The organism is Paenibacillus oceani, assembly GCF_014705615.1.
Classification (GTDB): domain Bacteria; phylum Bacillota; class Bacilli; order Paenibacillales; family NBRC-103111; genus Paenibacillus_AB; species Paenibacillus_AB oceani.
The window spans coordinates 247,059-269,278 of record NZ_JACXJA010000005.1; the positions used below are offsets into that span (position 1 = coordinate 247,059).

Here is a 22,220-nt window from a genome sequence, read left to right on the forward strand (position 1 = left end):
GGAAGCGAAAAGTTGCGCATCGGTTCGTAAAAAATTTATTCCATTATCGGAAATGAAAAATAAAACCTAAGAAGATTATACCATAGGTGGCAGACCTGCTGCTCCCGAATCGCTGTTTGCATCCCTCAGAAATCGTTGGATAATAACATTTCTTCTAATACTAGGAAAACCCCTTCTTGATTCGACAAGAATTTATCCATTTACACAAAAAAAAGACCACCGAAACTCGGTGGTTGCACATAGTGCGATATTTTCGGATAGGAGTGGAGAGAAACCATACTGTACTTTTATTATATGTATACGTTTTCATTTTGTCAACGGTTTTTTTGAAAACGGTTTCTCTTTATTTAGTTTTCAAGACGAAGCAATTCTTACCATTAGACGAAAAAAACGACGAAACGGTTTCATCGTTTCGTCGTTTTTTATAAAAAATTTATTCGCCTACAGCTGTACGGCGTACGAATGCTGTTTCAACAGTTTGATGGACGCGTCCATATCCACCTCATTGCGGAACGACAGCCGGAGAACGCCCGGGACGTCCGCCCTGCTTTCGCTAATATGGAGGTTGCTCAAATTAATCCGGTGGTTGCCGAGCAGCGTGGCGATTTGTCCGATGATGCCGGGGTGGTCCGGAATATCGACGTAGACATCGTAGACAGACGTCAGGACGCCCTTTTTCCTCTCGGGCAGCTGGTTGCGGAAGGCGCCCGCCCGCTCGAACTCGCGCACGATCCCGTCTCCGTCTCCGTTCTCCACGAGAGCGGTCAGCTTGGCGATCTCCGCATTCCAATCGCGCATCAGCTTGAGCATTACGCTGCGGTTGTTCAGCAGGATATCCCGCCACATATCGGGATGACTGGAAGCGATCCGCGTAATGTCGCGGAAGCCTCCGGCCGCCAGGCTCTGATACAGCCCGTCCTTCTCGTTGTAGCCGGCGATCTGGTTAACCAGCGCCACCGCAATCATATGCGGCAGATGGCTGATCGCTCCGACGATCTCGTCGTGCTGCTCCGCATCTACGCGAACGATCTGGGCCCGCGTATACTGCAGCAGATCCGTCAGCTTGTTGTAAGCTTCCTCAGGCGTCGACTCGTCGGGGGTTAATACGTAGAAGGCGTTCTCGTACAAGTTGTAGTCCGCCACTTCCACCCCGGATCTTTCCGAACCGGTCATCGGGTGGCCCCCGATGAAGTGAATGCCGGGTACGGCTCTCTTCCTCGCATGTTTAACGATCGTCGCCTTCGTGCTGCCAACATCGGTTATGATGCATCCCGGCTTCAGACGCATTTGCAGCAGCTCGTCCAGGTAGGGCTCCAGCAGGCTGACGGGGACGCAAAGGAAAATAAAATCCGCGTCCTCGGCTACTTCCTGCATCGAGGTGCTGGCCTCATCGACAACTCCAAGACTCACATATTTCTCAACCTGGGACGGCCGATTGGAGTGTCCGGCCACCCGGATGCCCGGTTTGTCCTTCAAGCATAACGCCAGCGACCCTCCCATTAAACCGACGCCAAATATAGCTACCTTTATCATTTCGAATCACTCTTCATTGTCAAATTTAAGCTTGAACCGCTACCTCGTCCAGCACCTGGGTCAAAGCCGCGATAAACTTGGCGTTTTGCTCCTGGCTGCCGACCGTTACGCGGATTTTGGTCGGAAAGTCGAGCGCATGGCCGCCGCGGATAATAAATCCTTTACGGAGCAAGGCGTCGAACACTTCTTTGGCAGGACGCTGAACGTCTACCATAATGAAATTTCCGTAAGCGGGATAATACGACAAGCCAAGCTTGCGGAATTCTCCGGTCATATATTCAATCCCGGCCGCATTCATCTTGCGGCAGTAGGCGATAAACTCTTGGTCCTTAACGGCTGCTTTGGCGGCCGCTTGAGCGAATCGGCTCGTGTTAAACGGCTCGCGCACTTGGTTGATCGAATGAATGACGTCCGGATGTCCGACGCCGTAGCCGATCCGCAAGGAGGCCAGACCGTATATTTTGGAAAAGGTGCGAAGCGTAATCACGTTTTTATAATGCGGAAGAAGCTCGATTCCGTCAGGGAATTCCTCGGAATCCGTATATTCGATATAAGCCTCGTCCAGGACGACCAGCACATGCTGAGGCACCTGCTGCAGGAAATCGTTCAGCTCTGCGCGGGTAACCATCGTACCGGTCGGGTTGTTCGGATTGCATACCCAGACGATCTTGGTACGTTCGTTGATTTTGGCCAGCATGCCCGGCAAATCGTGCTTGCCGTCTTTTAGGGGAACTTCGATCGATACGGCCCCTTCGATCTCGCAATTGTGCTTGTACTGCGGGAACGTATGAGTCGCCATGACCGTCTCGTCGCCCTTCACCAGATAAGCGCGGGCAATCATCAGGATGACTTCATCGGAACCGGCTCCGAACAAAATCTGGTTCGGCTGAATACCCAGATGGGCGGCCAATGCGGCAGTCAGCTCCACGGCTCCGCCGTCGGGATACAAGCTGACCGAATCGATTTCGGCTTGGATCGCTTCTTTTGCTTTCGGTGAACTTCCGAACGGATTTTCGTTGGAGGCCAGTTTGATAACTTCGCTTAAGCCCAGTTCGCGTTTTACTTCTTCGATCGGTTTCCCTGGCTGGTAAACCGGCAGATGGACGATAGTTGATTTCGGCTGCACGGATTTCACCTCTATGAAAGATTGGATGCTGCTATTTTCGATATAACTAGTATTGTAACGTATTTGAAAGCGGCTTGCTAGTAGAAACGTCAGAGTCGATCCGCCGGCCCCCGTGCAGGCGGCAAAGGAATGAAAAGACCTTCTCCCTGCACGGGGGAGAAGGCGGTTAGAGGAGAGGCGCGCGGCTGTCACGGCTCCAGCTCTCGATTTCTTCACAGAGCGACTGATCGGTGTGCAGACCGCCCCAGTACATTTTCAGTTCTCTGTTCATCCGCGCCAGCTCACCCGCTCCGATGCCCAGCTCGGTAAAAAAGCGGAACCCCGGTATCGTCTCCCGGAACAGCGAGAACCGGGACGGCCGGTACATCGTCTCTTCCCCGACCCATTCGGCGGCAGGCCTTAAGGCGGGCAGACTGTACGTTTGCTTGCGGATGAACGTCTGAGCCTGCTGTGAGGTCAAATAGTGGAGCAGAGCAGCGGCCGAATCTTTCACTTTGGAGCTCCGGTTGACTCCCAGCCCTATGGCCAGCAGCAGCGACCGGGGCGTGCCGAAATGAGGCACCGGGGCGACATCGAACGGGACCCGCTTGTGCTGCAAATAGTTCAAATAGAAAAAGCTGGTGACAATCATCGACGCTTTGCCTTTGGCGAGCAGCATCTCCGATTCGCCCGTCGCTACGCCGTCGGTCAGATGCGCCATATCCCGCTTGATATCCCGGCATGTCCGGAGAATCTCCATCATCCGGGTGCCGGATAAACGTATGGAGCCGTCGGGATTTCGTTCGAACCGGGCATCCGATTGAAGGAGCAGCAGCGGCCAGCGGTTGACCGAATAGAAATCGTAATGGAAGCCGACTCTCTCGTTCGGAACGGCCATCTGCTCCGCCGCGCGAATCAGATCTTGCCACGTCCAGCTGCTGTCCGGCTCGGACAATCCCTTCTCGGTAAAATGCGACCGGTTATAGGCAAGCAGCAGAGGGGAAAAAATAAACGGCTGGACAAGCAATTGCCCTTCCGAAGTAAAAGCGTCGGACAAGAACGGGTACATATCCGGGTTGCGGGGCAGCGGCTCGAGCAGCTCCCTCCCCCCGTTTTCGATGCAATCCCGGAAATCGGTATAGTTCATCATAGCGGCATCCAGAATGCCGCCTTCAAAATAGTTGCCTATATAATGGGAGCTTGTGCTGGTAAGCGGAACGGCTTGCACCCGGACAAACGGATTGTCGGCCTGAAACAGGCCGATCAGTTTCAGCAGGCTCGCTTCGCCGATCACCGACGAGTGAAAGCCGAATTTGACCGTCGTTACGGATTCGTCGGGCGGGGCTATCACTTTGTTGCCGACTCTCGGTATTTTCTCGAGAAGCCCTTCGCCGACAAGCTGCTCCAGCCCTTTGCGGACAGACTGGTTGCTCAGCCCGAACAGCTCGGCCAAAGCTTTCTCGGAAGGCAAATATTCGCCGGACGGCCTCTTGCCGGTAACGATATCGTCACGCAGCCGGTTAACCATATCGCTTAACCGCTCGCGCGGGCTTTTCCGGACTTCCTTATTTTCCATGGGCTACCCTCTTTTGTCGTCGTTACGATTAAGGCTATTATAGCAAGCGTCCTGCAACGCCTGTCAACTTCTGGATCGGGACATTCCGGCCAGCCGGAGAACGTATTTAAGGAAGGATCAGATTACCCTCCGTATGGCGCACCGCTGCGGATTGCTCCGGCAATCCGGACCGGTCGACGCCTTGCTCGATACACGCGGCGTGGAGCATCGAAGAGCCGCCGCCGAATGCAGCCGGGTCTGTCTCGAAGCGCCCGCCCGTAAACTTGGAGCCGACCGCTTTGTAATGATGGCAGCCGCCCCGGATGACGAAATGCGCCATATCGGGCGCCCCTGCTGTACTCGTCAGATTGCCCAGGTTCCATGTCACGGTTTGCGCCGGGTCCGTATGCAGCAGAAACGCTCTGGCGCCGTTTACTCCGCGGAACGCAGCTCCTCCGTCGACGGAGACGGCTTGAGTTCGGCCCGCTCCGGAAGCGGCCACCTCCTCGTTGCCGGACCATCCCCCTGTCAGCTCCAGCCCGCAGTTGACCATACCGCCGCTTTGGATGACCAGCTCGCGGCAGGCGGCTTCCACCTTCCCCGACTCCGTCGATGCCCCGATCAGCCAGCTGTTCTGCAGGGTCAGCTTATGAATGCTGCCTATCGTGATCTGGTCGATATTGCGAATTTCACTATGGACGATTAGCAGATCGGCGTCGACGGGCAGCATTCCGACAGCGGAACCTTCGGTAGGCTTGCGCGCAAGCTCGGCGTGCGGGGTCATCGTAAATCCGCAGCCGTCGATTACATTCGGCCGTTCCGAGCGGGAGGAGCTTCTGGATAACGTGACCGCTCCTTCGGCTGTGCAGCCTCTCATCTGAAGCCCGTCGGCATTGGCCCATATCGAACCGGAATCGGGCAACCCTTCCTTAATATAAGCGCGGCAATCTTCCAATGTCAGATCGGTTAATTTCTTATGAGCGATAATTCGCGAAGCGATATGTTTTCGGACCGTTATCCGTTTGGCGCTGTCCCCCCATGTCGATCCGCTGTTGGCGAACGATAACAAACCCGAATTGCCGGTATAGACGAGGTCGTGCTCAAACTGGCCGTGCGTGACGAAGGGACCATAATCGTCGCCGTCGCCGTGGCAGTTCTCCACCATACAATAGGCGGCGCAAGTAAAATCGTTCAGATGACGGGAATTGCTCGTGTTGCAATCGCGCACATGACCGTACAGGACGTTGATCTGCTGCGTAAGATAGCCGGTTCCTCCCCAGTCCCGTTCTACCGGATTCATCAATTCGCACCGCTCGGTGACGTAAAACGTGTTGTATCTCCTCATAATAACCGGCCAAAACACACCTTCCGCACGAATGTCCGAGACGTCGCATTCAACTGCGAATTCAAAGGCCAGCGGACTCGAGCCGATCTGGTCCCATGTATCGAACGGTCTTACAGTCGTCGAGACGCTGGGCGGTACGGGGACGCCGGTAAACCTCATGTTCCGCACACGGCTGCCGGTGACGGGATTCATTTTTTTGAAGCTGATCGTTCTTCCGGCCTCGAGAGCCCACCCGAGCTTGTAATTTATCCGGATATGGGTCGCATCGATCCGCTCCGTCACCTTCACCATATAGTCCAGCTCGCGCTGGGCGCCTCCGCCCGGTCTACTGTTTACCCGCGCCACCCACCAGTCCCCGACTGCAAAGGCGGCGCTGTCGGCCACCTCCACGACGTCGGTCATTTCGGCCAAATCAGCGCTCAGCGTCACCTGCTGGCTCTCCCCCGACTCAAGACCGCGGAAGCAGATAACGGTTCCCAGCGGATTATCCTTCAAGTTCAGCTCGATTCCTTCGGTCGTAACGGTGTAGCCCCCAAAATCGAGTTCGATCCGGCTGCGGTGAAATACGTGCCTTTTACGGAAATTCAAATTTGAGTGCGCTTCGATGCGGGAAATGGCCGGATTGTTAACCATCGCGTCCAGCGCGTCGTCCGCGGACGATTGTTCGCCGAAAATGCCGAACCAGCGATAATCGCCAATCCCGTTATGCATCGTCTCCCAGCGGCCTCGCTTCTCCGGATCGGAATGCGGATTATGTATCGTGCCTCCGTTATCCGCACTTGCGCTTGTTTCGTTATAACGAACCCATTTCCCCCCGCCGTCGCCTTCTGTATAATAGCCGGCCACATAAACGACCGTCCCGTGCACCCGCTGGTCAGGAGCGAGTTGGAACAAGGCCGGAACGTTCGGAATATGGATCACTGGGTAAACTTCGCCTGCACATACGGTTTGCCGCCCATCTGTATTCATTGCTCTGCCGCAACTCCTTGCTCCCGTTTCATCCGGATCAATGCGATGATGGATTTGTGATTTGAATCTGGTTTGTTTTTGATTATAAGCGCGCCTGCAAGCAGTGTCAACGAAGTTGTAACCCTTTTCCATCTTACTGCCACCTCTTAAAAAAAAGGTCCGTCCGGCCGAAGCCGTCGGGACCTTGAACCATTGCCGGATTATCGAATGAGGATCGAAGCCGAGCTTCCGCCCCAGGCGATGACGACATACTCGCCGGGAGCAAGCTTATCGGTCGGCAGGAACGCCTCTTGCCCTGCAATCGTTTCTACTTTTTTCGCTGTTCCCGATCCGATCGCACGTTCCAAGTCGCCCTTCGTTGCGCTGACTCCCCGTTTGACCAGATACACGTCCGCCGCTTTATCCGTAATGACGGCTATAGGCGACCCTGCCTGAACCGCACCCGGGTTCACGACCGTCAAAGAAGGCCCGAACTCGAAGCTGACCGCCACGTCGTTTGCCAGCGGAACTCCTCTATCATCCGTCAACGTTCCAGCCGGCAAGGTCAGCGTGATCGGGTCCGGCTGACCGGCTGCAAAAGTGAAACGGATTATGGAGTCCATAATCTCGATCGTATCGCCCGCCTCGTACGTATTACTGGTCACCGTGCCTGTTGGCTTGTAGGTGGAATGCGTTACGCTTTTGCCCAAATTCTCCATCGTGCCTAGCGCATTTCGAATCGGCTTATTGAATCCGATATCGACGAACCGGCTGTTGCTGTACACTTGCACCGAGTTTTGGGCAAGCGGCGTTTCCGGCGAGGCGAGAAGGCGAATTTCCTGATCCGGGCTGTAATCGCTCATTAAATAATAACTGTTAACCGCTACGATGACATAGTCTCCTGCAGGGAGCCCCGCCGTATGAAAGGAAACCTTCTGATTGGCTTCCCCAAACGCACGCTGCCCCTGCTTGGCAGCGACCCTATAGTCGAGCATCGAAATATATCGGTCCGTCCCTCCAGGCACCAGGTACAAAAAGCCGCGCTGATCGGCTATCCCGTATACGGTGTCGCCTACCGTGGCGATGCGCAGCTGATTGACATACACGCTTTCGGTTACCGAGCCTTCCAGCGGTATCAGGCTTCGAGGGGAAACTGTACCGGGAGGCGGAACGATTTCGTCGTCGTCGGAGCCGCTGCCCGCAGACGGGCCGGGAACCGGGAGCAGCGGCTTCACCACATCTCCAAGCGTTAATTCTTTGTCGCCGATCTTAATCGGCGTCTGAGCCGTGGCGTCGCTGCCGATCTCGATCCGCTGCGGCTGCTTCTCAAACTGTGCGCCCGGCGCATTGACTACCGCGAGCTGGACGTTTCCTTCGCCGAATACCGACACGGCCGCATGGATGATCAGCGATAAGACATTAGCTTCTTTCCCGATGACAAGCTTCGTTTGTCCGGACAAGCGGTCTATCGTCAGCTTGGAAACCGAACCTTTCGGAATTTCGAGCAAAATACGCTGGGCCAATACTTGAACGGCTTCAAAACTGCCGACCAGCGTAATTTGCGCGTCCGCCGGCAACTGTCCGGTTAACGTCACCTTGCCGACGGCGTGTTCTGTTGTCGCTTCATCGGCTACGATAATAGCCGCCGTATGCAAGCTGATCTCCTGTATGGAGGCCGTTCCCTTCAACACGATGCGAACCGTGCTGATTGTATTGTTGACGGATACGATTCCAAGCACAGTATCGACAAGATGGACGCTGTTGACTCCTCCGCCTAAAATACGGGTTGTGCCGGTCACGGTTACGTTTTTCGGCGTAACGTCGCCCTTGCCGATTCCAGCGGCCAGAATCAGATCGCCTTCGATCTTCATGTTCTGGAGCGTCACTCCGCTTGCCGTTACTTGGATATTTCCTTTTATCGTTTCCGTTCCGCTTGCAGGTCCGTATACTCCAGGTTTATGGTAGATCGGAGAGCTGGAGGCACGATCCAGCATAACGACCGCCTCCGCGCGGGTTACAAGTCCTGCCGGGCGAAAGGCGCCGTCTTCATAACCGTCGACGATCGCATGTTCGGCGAGAATCCCGATCGGAGCACGGCTCCAGTCCGGAATCGAGGCGGCGTCGGCGAATTTCGCAGCGTTGCCGTTCTCTTCTCCATTCATACGGAGCAGCCGTGCGACGATCACCGCCAGCTCCTGCCGGCTCACGCTGGCTTCGACGCGGATGCTGTTATCTTCATACCCTTCGATATTCTTTCACCGCTTTGGCCGCTTCCGCGTATGCCCAGTGATCGTTGGTCAAATCGGCAAATGAGATCGCCGCCGGTTCTTTCCAGCCGTATACCCGGTTGATGAGCGCGAACAGTTCTCCGCGTTTGATCGAATCATCCGGACGCAAACTTCCATCTTCATAACCTTGAATGTACCCTTGATCCAGCCAGGCGGACAGCCGGGCTTGCGCCCAGTGCCCTCGACTGTCGACCGGCGCGTCAGCCGCATAAGCCGATGACCAGCCGGACGTCATCATACTTACGGCAAGAAGTGCGATCGATAATCGCTTTAATCGTTAAAACACGCGTTTGCCCCCCGTTCTTTACGCTAACGTCAAGTTCCCCGTACTATGCCGGATTCCGGCAGCCTCCGCCGGCAAGGACGACCTGTCGACATTTTCTTCGATGACGGAATTGACAAATAAGTAGTTGCCGCCTCCGAAGCCCCCGCCCGATACGGCATACTTCCCGCCCACGAACCGCGATCCGAACGCTTTCAGCTTATGAGTGCCGCCCTCGATATGAAAATGCGCCGTATTCGCATCGGCCGCCGTGCTCGTGCAATCGCCGAAGCTCCACGTAATGACGTTGCCCGGGTCCACGCTTTTCAGAAACGCCTTCTCGCCGTTCGTGCCGCTGAACACCGCGCCTCCGTCGATCGTTATCGACTGGTCCGGCGTATTTTTTGCATTGTTGACGTCGCCGACCTTATCCCACGCTCCGGTGAACAGGAAGCCGCAGTTGATCAGCCCGCCGCCCTGCATGATGATTTCCCGCGTGCCGACCTTCACTTTTCCGCTTACCGGCAAGCCCTTGAACCATGTATTAATCAGCGTCAGCTTGTTGATGCTGCCGAGATTGATCTCTTCCACGTTCGTAAACTCGGTATTGAGGATCGTCAGCTCGCCGTTGCTCGGCGTAAAGCCGACTTGCGTCGTACCGGCACGGATCGGACGGGCCAGCTCGTAGCCTTTCATCATTCCGAACGAGCAGCTGTCGATGATGTTTTTCCGTTTGCCGCGCGACGAGCCTTTGCTGATCGTAATCATTTCTTGCGCCGTACAGCCTCTCATCTGCAAGCCGTCCATGTTGACCCAGATCGATCCGGAGTTGGCCATCTTCGTCCCCGGCTTCGTATACGTAACCACCGCATGGCAATCTTCCAAGGTCAGATCGGTCAGACGTTTGTTCGCCACGATCCGCGAGGCGATATGTTTCTTCACCGTGACGCGCTTCGCGCTGTCGCCCCAGAACGTGCCGCTGTTCGCAAACGACAGCAGCCCCGAGTTGCCGATGTACGTCAAGTCGTGCTCGTATTGGCCGTGCGTGACGAACGGACCGTACTCGTCCCCGTCGCCGTGGCAGTTCTCGACCATGCAGTAGGCCGCGCACGTAAAGTCGTTCAGATGGCGCGCGTTGCTCGTGTTGCAGTCTTTCACATGCCCGTACAGCACGTTGATCTGCTGCGTCAAATATCCGGTGCCGCCCCAGTCGCGTTCCTCCGGGTTGATCAGCGTGCAGCGCTCGGTCAGGAAGTGCGTGTTGTAGCGCCGCATGACGACCGGCCAGAACACTTTCGTCGCGTTAATCCCTGTCGCGTCACACTCTACCGCATACTCGTAAGCGACCGGGTTCGAACCGATCTGATCCCACTCCGGCGTCGGCCGCTGGCTCGTTCCGTTGACCGGCACCGGGATGCCGATGAAGTTCATATTCCGGACATGGCAGCGCACCGCCGGCCGGATTTCCTTATACGTAATCTGACGTCCTGCCGCGAGCTGCCAGCCGGACTTGTAATTGAACCGGACATGGTTGGTCGCCGGGAACACCTCGGTTACCATGATCATGTAATCGAGCTCTTTTTGCGCTCTGCCGCCTGCATTCGCCGAGATGCCTGCATGCCACCAGCTGCCGATCCGGAACGCCGAGGCGTCAGCCACCTGGAACATGTCGGAGTATTCCAGTATGTCCTCAGTTAAAGTGACGGTCTGAGTCGCCCCCGTTGCCGTCCCTTGAAAAAACATCACCGCGCCGAACGGATTGTCCAGCGTGTTCAGCTCCATCCCTTCTGTCGTCACCGTATGGTTGTGGAAGTCTACCTCCAGATTGCTCCGGTGGTACACGTGCCGCTTCGTAAAGTTGAGGTCCGAATGGGCTTCGATCCGGTGGATCGTCAAATCGCCGGCCATCGCGTCCAGCGCTGCATCCGCATTTTGGGTGCTGCCGAATATGCCGAACCAGCGGAAATCCGCCACTCCGCTATGTACGACTTCGAAGCGGCCGCTCATGCCGTTCACGCTATGCACCGTGCCGCCGTTATCCGCCTTTGTGCTGGCGGCGTTCCACCGAACGAGCTTGCCGCCGCTGTCGCCGCTATTATTGTAACCGTTTACAACAACATGCTGGCCATCTTTCAGCAATCCCGGCGGCATGGAGGTCAGCTCGGCTACGCTCGCAACCTGCAAGACGCGCCCTGCCTTCTCGGCATTGGATGGGGGAGCGTCCGCCATCGCCAGCTTGGAGGCGAAAGCGCTGCCTGCCAGCATGGCGCCTCCGATGCCAAGCGTGCGAAGTACGTGTCTTCTGCTGATCGCCTTGTCCTGGCCGGCTACCGCCGCATCCGTCGTTCCCTTGTGTTGCTCCTGATTCATCGCTAACAGCTCCTTTTCATAAGGGGATGGGAATGAAGCAAATCACATCCGTTGTCTTCGTTTCGCCCTACCAATTGACTCGTTTGTGATTTGTTTATAAACCAAAGTTCATCCTTAATATTAAAAAACCACTCGTAAGGTTTAACTCTGGTTTGTTTATTCATTATATCCCCCTCTTGTAAGCGCCGTCAACGATACTTTCTTCGTTTTTCCCCTTAGTTTGCGCGCGTCATTCGAAGAAATGGCATCATTTTCTAATTTGATACTGATTCGTTTTTTGCGATGAAAGCTTCTCTGCTCGAATGCGTGAAGTTAGGCGGACTTGCACCATTTCATAATCCGACCGTACGGGAACGGCTCCCTGCCTTGCAACCGCCTTCAAAAAACTATCGGTTTCCGCGTTGCGGCGCCTTTCTTTTCTTTTGGAATCCCGGGGTATTCATGCTACACTTTTGTAATGGACAACGGCAACCAACCGTGTCATTTCTTGATCCTTTCATAAAAATTGCAATTGAGGAGAAGATCATCATGAACGACTCGAACCAAACCAGACCCGAACACTTGACTTGGACAAAGGAAGATATTTGCGCCCATCTCGGCGATGATTACGACTCTTTCATGGGGGCGATCGTGCCGCCCATTTTCCAGAATTCGTTGTTTACCCGCAAAACGAAAGACCACGGTTATGTTTACACCCGGATCGGAAACCCGACCACCGATATTGCGGAACGCAAAATCGCCGCACTGGAAGAAGGCGAAGCGGCCAAATGTTTCTCCTCGGGGATGGGCGCGATCTCCTCGGCCATCATGTACTGGATGAGTCAGGGAGCGCATGTCGTCTGTGTCCGCAGCGCCTACGGGCCGACACGCGAATTTCTCGGCACTTATCTGAAACGGTTCGGTGTGGAGACCACCTTCGTGACCGGAGACAGCATCGCCGAGTTCGAAGAAGCGATCCGGCCGAACACGAAACTGATTTTCCTGGAAAGCCCGTCCTCCCAACTGTTCTATATACAGGATCTGGAGGCGGTCGCGAAGCTGGCTAGATCGCACGGAATCGGAACGATCATCGACAGCACCTGGGCGACTCCCCTGTACCAGAATCCGCTGCGCTACGGGATCGATATGGTCGTTCATTCCGCGTCAAAATATTTGGGCGGTCACAGCGACATTATTGGCGGCGTCCTCATCGGCAGCCGGGAGAAGATGGAGCAGATGACGCATGGCGAGCGAGCCTTGTTCGGCTCGAATATGGACCCCCACCAGGCTTGGCTGCTGCTGCGCGGACTCCGCACTCTCCCTATTCGAATGAAGCAGCATCAAGAATCGGGTATGCAGGTAGCGGAGTTCCTCGAAAATCATCCGAAGGTGGAGACCGTCTACTACCCGGGGCTCGCCAGCCATCCGCAGTACGAGCTGGGGCGCAACTATTTGTCCGGTTATACCGGTCTGCTCAGCTTCGTTCCGAAAGGAAGCGAACAAGCGATCTCCGAGATGATCCGGCGGCTGCGCTACTTCGAGCTGGGTCCGAGCTGGGGCGGCTTCGAAAGCCTGATCAACACCCCGGGTCTCGGAATCTCGGAAGAAGCCTCCCAAGCTACCGGAATCCCTCACGGACTCGTCCGTATCTCCATCGGACTGGAGCGGGCGGAGTCGCTGATCGAAGATCTCGATCAGGCGCTTAACAGCTTGACATAACCGCATTTTCGATTCGAAAAGTTATACGCACGGACAGCAAACCTGAAGATCCGTTTCCTTTCAAGGCGGGAGGGAAGCGGATCTGTTCCATTCACAGACGATCGCCGAGTGACGCCCGGGAGATGACGCAGCGCATGAGGATACAGACCTTGTACAGACGGCTGAGCGGCTTGTCCATCCAAACGAAAATGAACGTCCTGATTATCGGGCTGTTAGGATTGCCGTTTTTTATATTCGGCCTGCTCTGGTTTCAAAAATCGACCGAAACGATCGAAACGAACGCAAGGCAATATAATCAGGAGCTGATCCGGCAAACGGGAGGCCACCTGGATTCGTACTTTCGCGACCTGGAGCGTTCTACGTTTCCGCTGGTCTCCCATCCGCTGATCCAGCAATTCATGAGCTTGTCCCCGACCGACACATTTGAGCTGGTGAAGATCAAAAGCGCCATCGAGCAAGAACTGCTGCCGAATTTTTTCTTCGGCCGGACAGACATCTACGGCTTCTCGATCGTATCCCGCAACGGAATCTCGACCAACTACGGCAACGCCGGACGAATATTCGCCGCCGAGCTGCTGGACGAGCTGAAGGACGACGAAACGTATAAAGTGATGGGCTTAAGACTCGACGGCTCGACTCCGGTCGTTACGGTCATTCGCAAGTTTTGGGATACACAGGCGTATCAGACCGCCGGCTTCATTATTATCGATTTGAACATGACCCCTTTCTCCAGAATCGTCTCCAACATCAAACTCGGACAAACCGGCCATCTGTCGATCATCGACAGCGAGGGCAAAATCGTGGAGCACACCGATCCCGCCCTCTGGGGCAAGGCGATACCGGAAGAGGAACTGGCTGTGCTCCGCAGCCAAACCGAGGGGTATTACGAGAAAAAAACGGAGCAGGACACGATGCTTGTGATGTATCACCGTTCCGCGTTGAACGGCTGGATTATCGTATCCGAGGTGCCGCTTCGGGAGCTTGCCGGCAAGCTGATCGCGATGCGCAACATTTCGCTGTGGGTCGGCTCTTGTCTGATCGTGTTCGTCCTGCTCGTGCTCGGCGCTTTCTCGCTGCATCTGACCCGGTCGCTCCAACTGCTGCAGCGTTTGATGTACCGGGCTGAAAACGGCGAGCTGAACGTGCTCGCACCGGAGAAGCGCTATGACGAAATCGGCAGGCTGAATCGCAGCTTCAACAAAATGGTCGGGGAGATACGCCGGTTGATCGAGGTCGTACACGCCTCCGAGCTGAAAGAAAAAGAGCTCGAGCTGAGGCAGAAGGAAGCGATGCTGCTCGCCATGCAGTCTCAAATCAACCCCCACTTTTTGTACAACACGCTGGAAGCGATCAATTCGTACGCGGTCGTGGAAGGAGTGCTTCCGATCAGCAATATGACTACGGCGCTTGCCGATCTGTTCCGGTACAGCGTAGGCGATCCGAAGGAAGCGGTCACGCTGGAGGAAGAGCTGCGCCATCTGTCCAGCTATTTCGAAATCCAGAAAGAACGGTACCGTTCCCTGGAGGTGGACATCCGGACGGACGAACATGTGCTTCCCTACGTACGCGCCGTACGGCTGATCGTGCAGCCGATCGTGGAGAACGCCTTCACCCACGGCTACGAGAAGCACAAGCTGAAGCCGAGCTACATCGGACTGCATGGGGAAATCCGGGATAACGGATACGTTCTGAGTGTGGTGGATAAAGGGAAAGGAATGCCGCCCGAGCGCAAAGCGGGGTACGACCGGCTCTTTGCCGGCAACCCAGACGCGGGCGGTGGAGCGCAATATGAGCGGGGGAGCAGCCCCCGAGGCAGCGACGGAGCGTCTTCCGCCGCCCACCCGGCTGCGGGGCGCGGGCGGATCGGCCTGAGCAACGTTCATCAGCGTATCCGGCTAGTATTCGGGGAGCCGTACGGGATAACGATCCGGCAGTCCGGCGAGACAGGCACCCGTGTCGATATTCTGCTCCCGTTTCTTGCCAGGCCTGCCCGTTCGGGAGACGGAATCGGCGGAACCCGCGAAAACAGCGGCAAAGACGGATAACGGACCTAGGAGGAGTTGGAGCATGTATACGGTAATCGTGGCCGACGACGAATATATGGTCAAGCGCAGCTTGTCCAAGCTGATTGAAACGAGCGGCGAGCCGTTCCGCGTCGCCGGTGAAGCGGAGGACGGCCGAGAGGCGCTGGAGCTGGCGGACCGCCTCTCCCCCGACCTGATTATTACCGATATCCGGATGCCGGTAATGGACGGATTGGAGCTGATCGAAGCGCTCAAGCATCGCAAAGGGACCGCCGAGATCGTCGTCCTGTCCGGTTACGACGATTTCGGTTACGCCCAGCGAGCGCTGCGGGCCGGCGTCTTTGACTATTTGCTCAAACCGGTGAAGCCCCAACTGCTCGTCGCTCTGCTTCAGCGCTTGTCGGACAAGCTGGGCAAGAACAGGCACGCCGCGACGAAGCGCAGCGAATGGCTGCAATATTCCCGCAACAAAGCCGGCCCGCTCGCCGAGCGCATCTGGCTGCTGAACCGGGAGGAGGTTCAGGCCGGCCTGTCCGGCCTGCATGCGGACCTTATGGAGGACGAGCCCGAACCGGCCGAGCTGAAGGAACGTTACTCCGATCTGCTGACACTTGTAACGGCGGAGCTGGAGAACCGCAGCGGCGGAACGATCGCCTCGGCCGCCGTCGAACCCATGACGTGGCCCGATGCGGCGGAGCGGATTGCGGAAGCGGTCGTCGCTTATGCCGATGAGGTGATGGAAGAGCTGCGCGCGACAAGGAAGTGGGGGGCGCAGCATTATTTGCACAGGGTGGTCGAGCATATCCGGGAACATTACGCCAAGCCGACACTCGATCTGCAGGAGGTGGCGGACTTGTGCGAGATGTCTCCGTCGTACTTCAGTCGGGTATTCAAGCAGGAAATCGGCGTCAGCTTCATTCATTACTTAACCGGACTTAGGCTCGATCAGGCGAAGGCGCTGCTGGAAGATCCTCGCTACAAAACGTACGAAATCGCCCAGACAGTCGGCTATGAGGATTACCCGCATTTTGCCAAAATGTTCAAAAAACAGATCGGCCTGTCACCGTCCGAATACCGCAAAAGGCTCGGCATCAAATGATGCCGGGCCTCTATTTTGCCTATCCAGCTAGGCTTGATACTTGCGGAACGCTCCTGCTTCCAGAACCGCCGCATACGAAGCGCCGGTGACGCGATCGCGGATCGTGACGGCCGCTTGCCCGGACGAATGATTCAGTACGAGCAATTGCCCGGCGTTCACCGATAATTCAAGCCGGAGCTCCGGACCCTTCGCCTCGGTCACGCTATACCGGCTCACGCAATATCCCGCCCGGAAACCCGGGATCGTACCGGACCAAACGAACGAATCCTCATCCAAGGTTTGTATGCCGTCGTACAGATCGATCGTTCCAAGGGCGTCTGCCGCTTTGCGTACCGACACCGTTTGATCGGATTCGGCGAACGACGCATACACAAACGTCCCTTCCGTCTCCAGCACCGTCAGATCCGACCGGCCCGTATCGTAACGATGCGTCCGGTCGTAACTGGCCGCCGTCTCCTCGGCGGTCCGGTTCGGCAGGGCGACGATCACAGACGGCTCCAGCGTTTGCGGCTGGTCGAACGTCCGGTCGCCGAAATCGTTCAGCACCAGAATATCCTCGACGCCCTTCCATTTCGGATATACGTGACGGTTCACATACCGGACCCCTCTAGTGCCATAGAGCAAATACCCGATCGTGTGGTCCATATTAACATAAGGAACCGGCCCGAACGATCGCACCTCATCCGCTTCCCTGCCGTAAAATCCGCGAAATGTGCGTTCCCCGTCCATCATGTACAAAGTGCGGCTTCCGGGAGCCAGCTCCGGCATAGCTGAATAATGCTCGTTGCGGATGCCGATCGTTCCCGTCTGCCATTCCCGGACGGCACACGCCTTCTGCACCCGGAACCGCTCGACGTACACGCTGCGGCCGTCCGGAAGCGCGACAAAGGCAACATCCTGCTTCAGATCGCCATGACCTCGGGAAATCTCGACCACCGCTCCAAATCCGTCCGTATAGGGGCTGATCTGTTCCTTCTCGACCCCCCGGATGATCGATTCGTTGGTCAAGCTTCCCGGTGACGTTCCGGACGATTCGAGCTTCATCGTTCCCGTATAGCTCGCATACAGCGGCGTAACGTTCCAGACGCCCTTCGCCGGCATACTAAGTCCCATCACGTTATTCCGCCACGTAAAACTCGTAAACGTCGACGGCGTCCGGTGGATGACCGAGCCGCCGAACGGATACAGATGGACACCCGACAGACGCTCGGCCAGCTCCGCCGGCTCGCTCGGGCACGCTCCGGCTCCGCCGAAGACGTGCAGCAGATACGATACGGCGAGATCGTAAGCGGAGCCGTGCTCCAAATCTTTGGCGAATTGCCCGTGGTCCCGGTTAATGACGCATTCCTCGCCGTTTTCTTCGAGCAGCGCCCCGATGCTATTGCTTGCCTGGATGCGCTCAATGCTGTCGAGGGAGGAGCGGGCGAGGCGGGCCGCATCCGGATCGCCGCCAAGCACGTTCAGGATCGTATGGGTCAGCTGCCGCTCGTGCTGGCGGTTGTACCACCAGTCTTGTCCTTGCACGGGGATGTTCAGCCCGTCGAATTGCGACCATATCTTCACGGTCCGTTCATACAAGGGCACGTTGTTGTACAGCGCGCTTTCCATGACCGGCTGTCCGCTCATCAGCGCGAACACGGCATGGATGGCGCGCAGATTCGTCCCCGCGCAATAATAGCTCGGATGCACGAAGGCGTGGTTTTCCGACGTATAATCGGGGTGGAACGTAACGGTCGTTACCTTCAGGCCGTTCGTCTTGTCGATGAGCCCGGACGGATAAGCCAGCCGGTCGCGGTAAGTCGTAACGGCGTTCATCGCCCAATTGGTAAACCCGGCCTGCCACTCCTGCTGATGCGGATGGTCCGGAAACATCCCCATCGCCGCGGAGATGCCGGCCGCCGTCCAGGCATTTTCTTCGCACTGCGTATCGTAATAGACGCCGTTGCGGGGTTCTTCCGCCGCCCACCGGTCGGCGTAGCTCGACGTTACGTTCTGGACGAGCCGCTTCGTCTCTCCGTCCAGCTCGTCCCAGAGCAGCCATGCCGCGCACGCCATTGCGGCAACCGACCGGCCGTTCTGGCTTGCCATGAAAAAGCCGTCGCCGCGGCCTCCCCACTTTTTGCCGCTCGTATAAGGCAGTACGCCTTGTGCCCGCACGCAATCGGCAGGCCCGGTGTCGTGCGTGAAGCCCATGTAACGGATCGCCGAGACAGCCATCCGCTTCAGCTCGCTGCGGGGGACGCCGGCGACCGATTCGTCGTATTCGCCGAGCTTCGACATCGCCGCGAAAATCGCCGACACATGTGCCGAATCGGCCTGATACCAGAACGTGCCGCCGAAAAAGTGGCCGCACTCCGGACGTCCGTCCCAGACGCCGTATTGCTTGACGGCGAAAGGAATCCAGCGCAGCAATACCCCGTAAAACCGGCGGGACATCTCATTCTCGGCCGCCAGCTCCCACCGGACGGGACGCACGTTCCAAACCGCTTCAGCAGGCGTATATTCCATAACTGTCAGTCCCCTTCACTCAGTAGTTGTTTGCGGCAGCGAACGCCAAAGCGTACGCTTTCGGTTTTGTGTCCTTCCGCCGCCGTTGCTTGTTCGCCGCTCCCGACCGGAATCCAGACGACGGCTCCGGGCACTCCGGTACCGCTCGCGATGACGGCGTTCCCGTCCGGACCGATCCCGGAGATCCGGATACGGCGGCGTGTTCTCTCCCATTCGTTGATCCGGCTGCCGGTCCAAAACGTGAAGCCCTTCGCGGCGGCAACCCGGGCATACTCCCGCAGCCAGTCGCGGATGAACGCCTTCCGGTCGATATGAATCTGGTGGAAGACGAAGTGCGCCACCCCTTCGACCCGTGCGGCTTCGTCCAGGAGCGGCCCGATCAGGCTCGAATCGCATTGGAGAAAATCGCCGTAATGAAATCCGATCTGCAGCACGTCGTAAAACCGGTTTTCCTCGTCGGCCCACGATAGGGGAAAATACGGATGCGCAGTGCCGTATAAAAATCCGACGCTCCCCTTCTTGCTGTTCCCGCGCGATTGTTCCGATTCGATGCCGTGACGCTCACACCAGCGGTACAGCTCTCCCCAGCCTTCGATCCGGGTCAGATGGTTTTTGTTCGAGACGATCCGCTCTTTGAAAGCGGACAACTTCATTGCCTCCAGCTGGGCGGCGAATGTTTCCTCGGACCACGCCCCGCCGTCAGCCGGCACAGCGTTATAATGAAAAGCGAGCTCATGCCCTTCGGCCTCGATCCGCTCGTACATGTCCCGGCTGTACCACGGCGCCATCATGCACCAGGTTGCCGGTATGCCGCATTCGCGCAGCAGCCGAAGCGTCGTATCGGCTTCCATATCCTGCGTATGATCGCTGTCGAGCGAAAGCAGCGCTACTTGGCGGACCCCGTCCGGCCAATAACCGACGAACGGCAGCGTAAGCCCCTTCGCAAGAGTGGCGCGGAGCAGCGCCCCGATCAGCATTTCCCGCCAATCATCCGCATAAGCGTGCGGGAAATAACGGTCGCCGGCTTCCGTCGTGCTGCGGTCCCACATCCAATCGATCTCGGCTACGTCGTCGGCCTTACAAACGCCGTCGTTCACCGCAGCGGTACCGTCAGGCGCGGGTACGCCGTCGGCGAGCACAGGCGACAAGCCTTGCTGCAGCCCTACGATCGTATGCGGGATCGGCACCGACCACCGTTCGAGCATGCCGGCTCCGACCGCAAATCGCTGTACGAGCGGACCGGCTTCCTCGCCGTCCGGCCGTCCTCTCAGCAGCTTTCCTTCTTCGGCGGCTATCGTCACCGTCCCGTCGCCGGAGACCAGCGGAATCCAAGGCTCCGCTGACAAAAAGCGCATAGTCCGCCCGCCTTCCTCCGCCGTCAGCCGCGCGTACCCTTTGCCGACTTCGCCGGAGCGGGCGTAACCGAGCTTGCGGGCTAACGCGTTCAGCCCCCCGTAAGCGATCAGCGTGCCGCCTCGTTCGGCATAGGTCCAGAGCGCATCGGCGCCTGGTTGGTCGCTGCCGCAAACGGCGGCGATCAGCAGATCCGGAGCCGCCTCCGCTGCTTCCTGCACACTGGCGTACGTATCGAACGGGATACCCGCATGACCCAATATTTCCACAATAAACCGTTCGAACGTATTGATTCCCAGCGAGTGTCGCTGCCACAGTGCGTTTTCATCCAGAAGCACGCCCAGCTTGGCCATGTTCATCGGTTAGTCCCTCCCGGCAAGACGACGGTTTTGCGGCACCGTATGCCGTATCGGATCGAGTAGGCCCCCTCATCGCTTACGGGAGCTGCGGCACGGTCCCCCTGAACGTGTTCCGGTAACGGAACCCACACTACAGCCGATTTCTCCAGGCTCGTCGGCGCATTTACGGAGCTGGAGCCGTCCGCTTCGACCGTTTCGATTGTAAGGGTCCGCCTCGATCGTTCCCAATCGTTAATTTCTTGACTCGTCCAGAACGGATAGCCGAGCTCCCGGGCCTGATCGGCTAACGTCCGCATCGCGCGGCGCACCTCTTCGCGGTTATGGATATGAATTTGATGAAACAAAAAGTGCGCGACGCCTTCGACCTCCCGGACCTGCTCGAGAAAAGGAGCGATAACGCTGCTGTCCGACCATTTGCCGATATCGAGGTCCTGGGTTAAAAAACCGATCTCCAGCACGTTATAAAACCGGTTGCTCTCATCGGCCCAAGCGATCGGAAAATACGGATGACACGTCCCGAATATAAACCCGACGTTCCCTTTCTTGCTCGGGCCGCGAGTCTGATCGGCTTCGATCCCGTACTTTTCGCACCAGCGGAACAATTCGCCCCAGCCTTCGACCCGCGTCAGATGGTTTTTGTTCGAGACGACCGACGGCGTGCCGGCAGCCCGCTTCAACCAATCCAGCTGGCGCGAAAACTCCGCCTCATCCCAAATTCCCTCGTCCGCTTCAACGGCGTTATAGTGGAAGGCGACCTCATGGCCCTCTGCGCGAATCCGGTCATACATTGGAGCCGAATATCCCGATTCAAGCATGCACCATGTCGAACGGATTCCGCATGCGGCTAGCGTCTCCAGCGTCGATACCGCGTGCTCGTCCCGATTGCCGTCGCTATCGTGGGAGACCAGCGCCACATGGTCGATACCGTCCGGCCAGTAGCCGACGAACGGCAGCGACAGCCCTCGTTCCGCTGCCGCGCCGATCAGGTGCCCGACCAGAACGTCCCGCCATAAATCGGCGTAAGGAAACGCAAAATACGGCATACCCGTCTCCGTCAACAGCCGGTCGGCCGTCCAATCCAGCTCCATGACATCGTCGGCCTTCAGCACCCCGTCGTCGACCGCAGCCGTACCGTCCGGAGCCGGCACTCCGTCTTCCAGTACGGGCTTCAGCCCTTGCTGCAGTCCGACGATCGTCGTAGGGATATCGACCGTCCATCGTTCGATCCGGCCTTGGCCGGCGGTAAACCGCAGCAGCGCCGGTCCGACTCGCTCCCCGTCCGGCCGGCCCGAAGCGAGCGCGCCTGCTTCCGTCGCCGCTATATTACCGCTGTCTGCCATTATTCGCAGCCACGGCTGTGCAGCCAAAAACCGCAGCGGTCGATCCGACGGGTACGGTTCCGGCAATTCGGCGTATCCGGTGCCTGACGACTCGCAGCGGATGAAGCCGAGCCGGTCCGCCATCGCGTTCAGACCGCCGTAGCCGATCAGCGTCCCTCCTTGCTCCGCAAACCGCCACAACCGTTCCGCCGACTGCCGGGTGTCCGCGACCACTGCGGCGATCAGCAGATCATACTTGTCGTTTGTGATCTCATCCAGGCTATGAACCACTTCAAACGGGATACCCCGATGAGCGAGTATCTCGGTTACGAATTTCTCAAACGCATTCAGCCGAAATTGCTGCAGCCGCTCCAACATATGCCGATCCAGCAGCACGCCTACCCGAGCCATCTTCATCTTTCTCACTCCCCCAGCTGTTCGTTATGAACCGTCT

13 protein-coding genes are annotated in these 22,220 nt (G+C 57.3%); 3 read left to right on the forward strand and 10 right to left on the reverse strand.

All coding sequences use genetic code 11. From position 1 onward, the window contains the following. Positions 1-441: 441 nt before the first annotated feature. The 7 genes from IDH45_RS04625 to IDH45_RS04655 all read right to left on the reverse strand — a co-directional run bounded on the left by IDH45_RS04625 (position 442) and on the right by IDH45_RS04655 (position 11,406). A complete protein-coding gene (locus IDH45_RS04625) occupies positions 442-1,533 on the reverse strand; it encodes a prephenate dehydrogenase (protein WP_190925142.1) in 1,092 nt (363 codons plus the stop codon). A gap of 25 nt (positions 1,534-1,558) precedes the next feature. Further along, on the reverse strand, positions 1,559-2,659 hold the full coding sequence (hisC, locus tag IDH45_RS04630; RefSeq protein ID WP_190925144.1) for a histidinol-phosphate transaminase: 1,101 nt from the start codon (positions 2,657-2,659) through the stop codon (positions 1,559-1,561). A gap of 166 nt (positions 2,660-2,825) precedes the next feature. Further along, positions 2,826-4,214: an extracellular solute-binding protein gene (locus IDH45_RS04635; RefSeq protein WP_190925146.1), complete on the reverse strand. Its 1,389-nt coding sequence runs from the start codon at positions 4,212-4,214 to the stop codon at positions 2,826-2,828. Between the two features lie 106 nt (positions 4,215-4,320). Beyond that, positions 4,321-6,507, reverse strand: coding sequence for a hypothetical protein (locus IDH45_RS04640; RefSeq protein ID WP_223836374.1), 2,187 nt, complete (start codon positions 6,505-6,507; stop codon positions 4,321-4,323). A gap of 200 nt (positions 6,508-6,707) precedes the next feature. Beyond that, positions 6,708-8,672, reverse strand: a complete 1,965-nt coding sequence (locus IDH45_RS04645; RefSeq protein ID WP_190925148.1) for an S-layer homology domain-containing protein — start codon at positions 8,670-8,672, stop codon at positions 6,708-6,710. A 49-nt stretch (positions 8,673-8,721) separates the two neighbouring features. Further along, positions 8,722-9,009, reverse strand: coding sequence for an S-layer homology domain-containing protein (locus IDH45_RS04650; protein ID WP_190925149.1), 288 nt, complete (start codon positions 9,007-9,009; stop codon positions 8,722-8,724). Positions 9,010-9,078: 69 nt separating this feature from the next. Continuing rightward, positions 9,079-11,406, reverse strand: a complete 2,328-nt coding sequence (locus tag IDH45_RS04655) for a peptidase C14 (RefSeq protein WP_190925151.1) — start codon at positions 11,404-11,406, stop codon at positions 9,079-9,081. 528 nt (positions 11,407-11,934) lie between these two features. On the opposite strand from IDH45_RS04655, the gene IDH45_RS04660 reads away from it, so the two are divergent. The 3 genes from IDH45_RS04660 to IDH45_RS04670 all read left to right on the forward strand — a co-directional run bounded on the left by IDH45_RS04660 (position 11,935) and on the right by IDH45_RS04670 (position 16,227). Further along, positions 11,935-13,104 carry a trans-sulfuration enzyme family protein gene (locus IDH45_RS04660; RefSeq protein ID WP_190925153.1) on the forward strand — a complete coding sequence of 390 codons (1,170 nt, stop codon included), beginning with the start codon at positions 11,935-11,937 and terminating at the stop codon, positions 13,102-13,104. Between the two features lie 134 nt (positions 13,105-13,238). Further along, on the forward strand, positions 13,239-15,149 hold the full coding sequence (locus IDH45_RS04665) for a cache domain-containing sensor histidine kinase (protein WP_190925155.1): 1,911 nt from the start codon (positions 13,239-13,241) through the stop codon (positions 15,147-15,149). 22 nt (positions 15,150-15,171) lie between these two features. Then, complete coding sequence (locus tag IDH45_RS04670) at positions 15,172-16,227, forward strand: response regulator transcription factor (RefSeq protein WP_190925156.1); 1,056 nt, start codon at positions 15,172-15,174, stop codon at positions 16,225-16,227. A 27-nt stretch (positions 16,228-16,254) separates the two neighbouring features. On the opposite strand, the gene IDH45_RS04675 is transcribed toward IDH45_RS04670, so the two are convergent. Genes IDH45_RS04675 through IDH45_RS04685 form a run of 3 tightly spaced genes read right to left on the reverse strand, consistent with a single transcriptional unit; the run spans position 16,255 to position 22,183 of the window. Further along, the gene (locus IDH45_RS04675) at positions 16,255-18,735 is read right to left on the reverse strand and encodes a hypothetical protein (protein ID WP_190925158.1); all 2,481 of its coding nucleotides are present in this window, start codon (positions 18,733-18,735) and stop codon (positions 16,255-16,257) included. A gap of 5 nt (positions 18,736-18,740) precedes the next feature. After that, positions 18,741-20,447, reverse strand: coding sequence for a polysaccharide deacetylase family protein (locus tag IDH45_RS04680; RefSeq protein ID WP_190925160.1), 1,707 nt, complete (start codon positions 20,445-20,447; stop codon positions 18,741-18,743). Then, a complete protein-coding gene (locus IDH45_RS04685) occupies positions 20,444-22,183 on the reverse strand; it encodes a hypothetical protein (protein WP_190925162.1) in 1,740 nt (579 codons plus the stop codon). The genes IDH45_RS04680 and IDH45_RS04685 overlap by 4 nt, the downstream gene beginning before the upstream one ends. Positions 22,184-22,220: the final 37 nt, after the last annotated feature.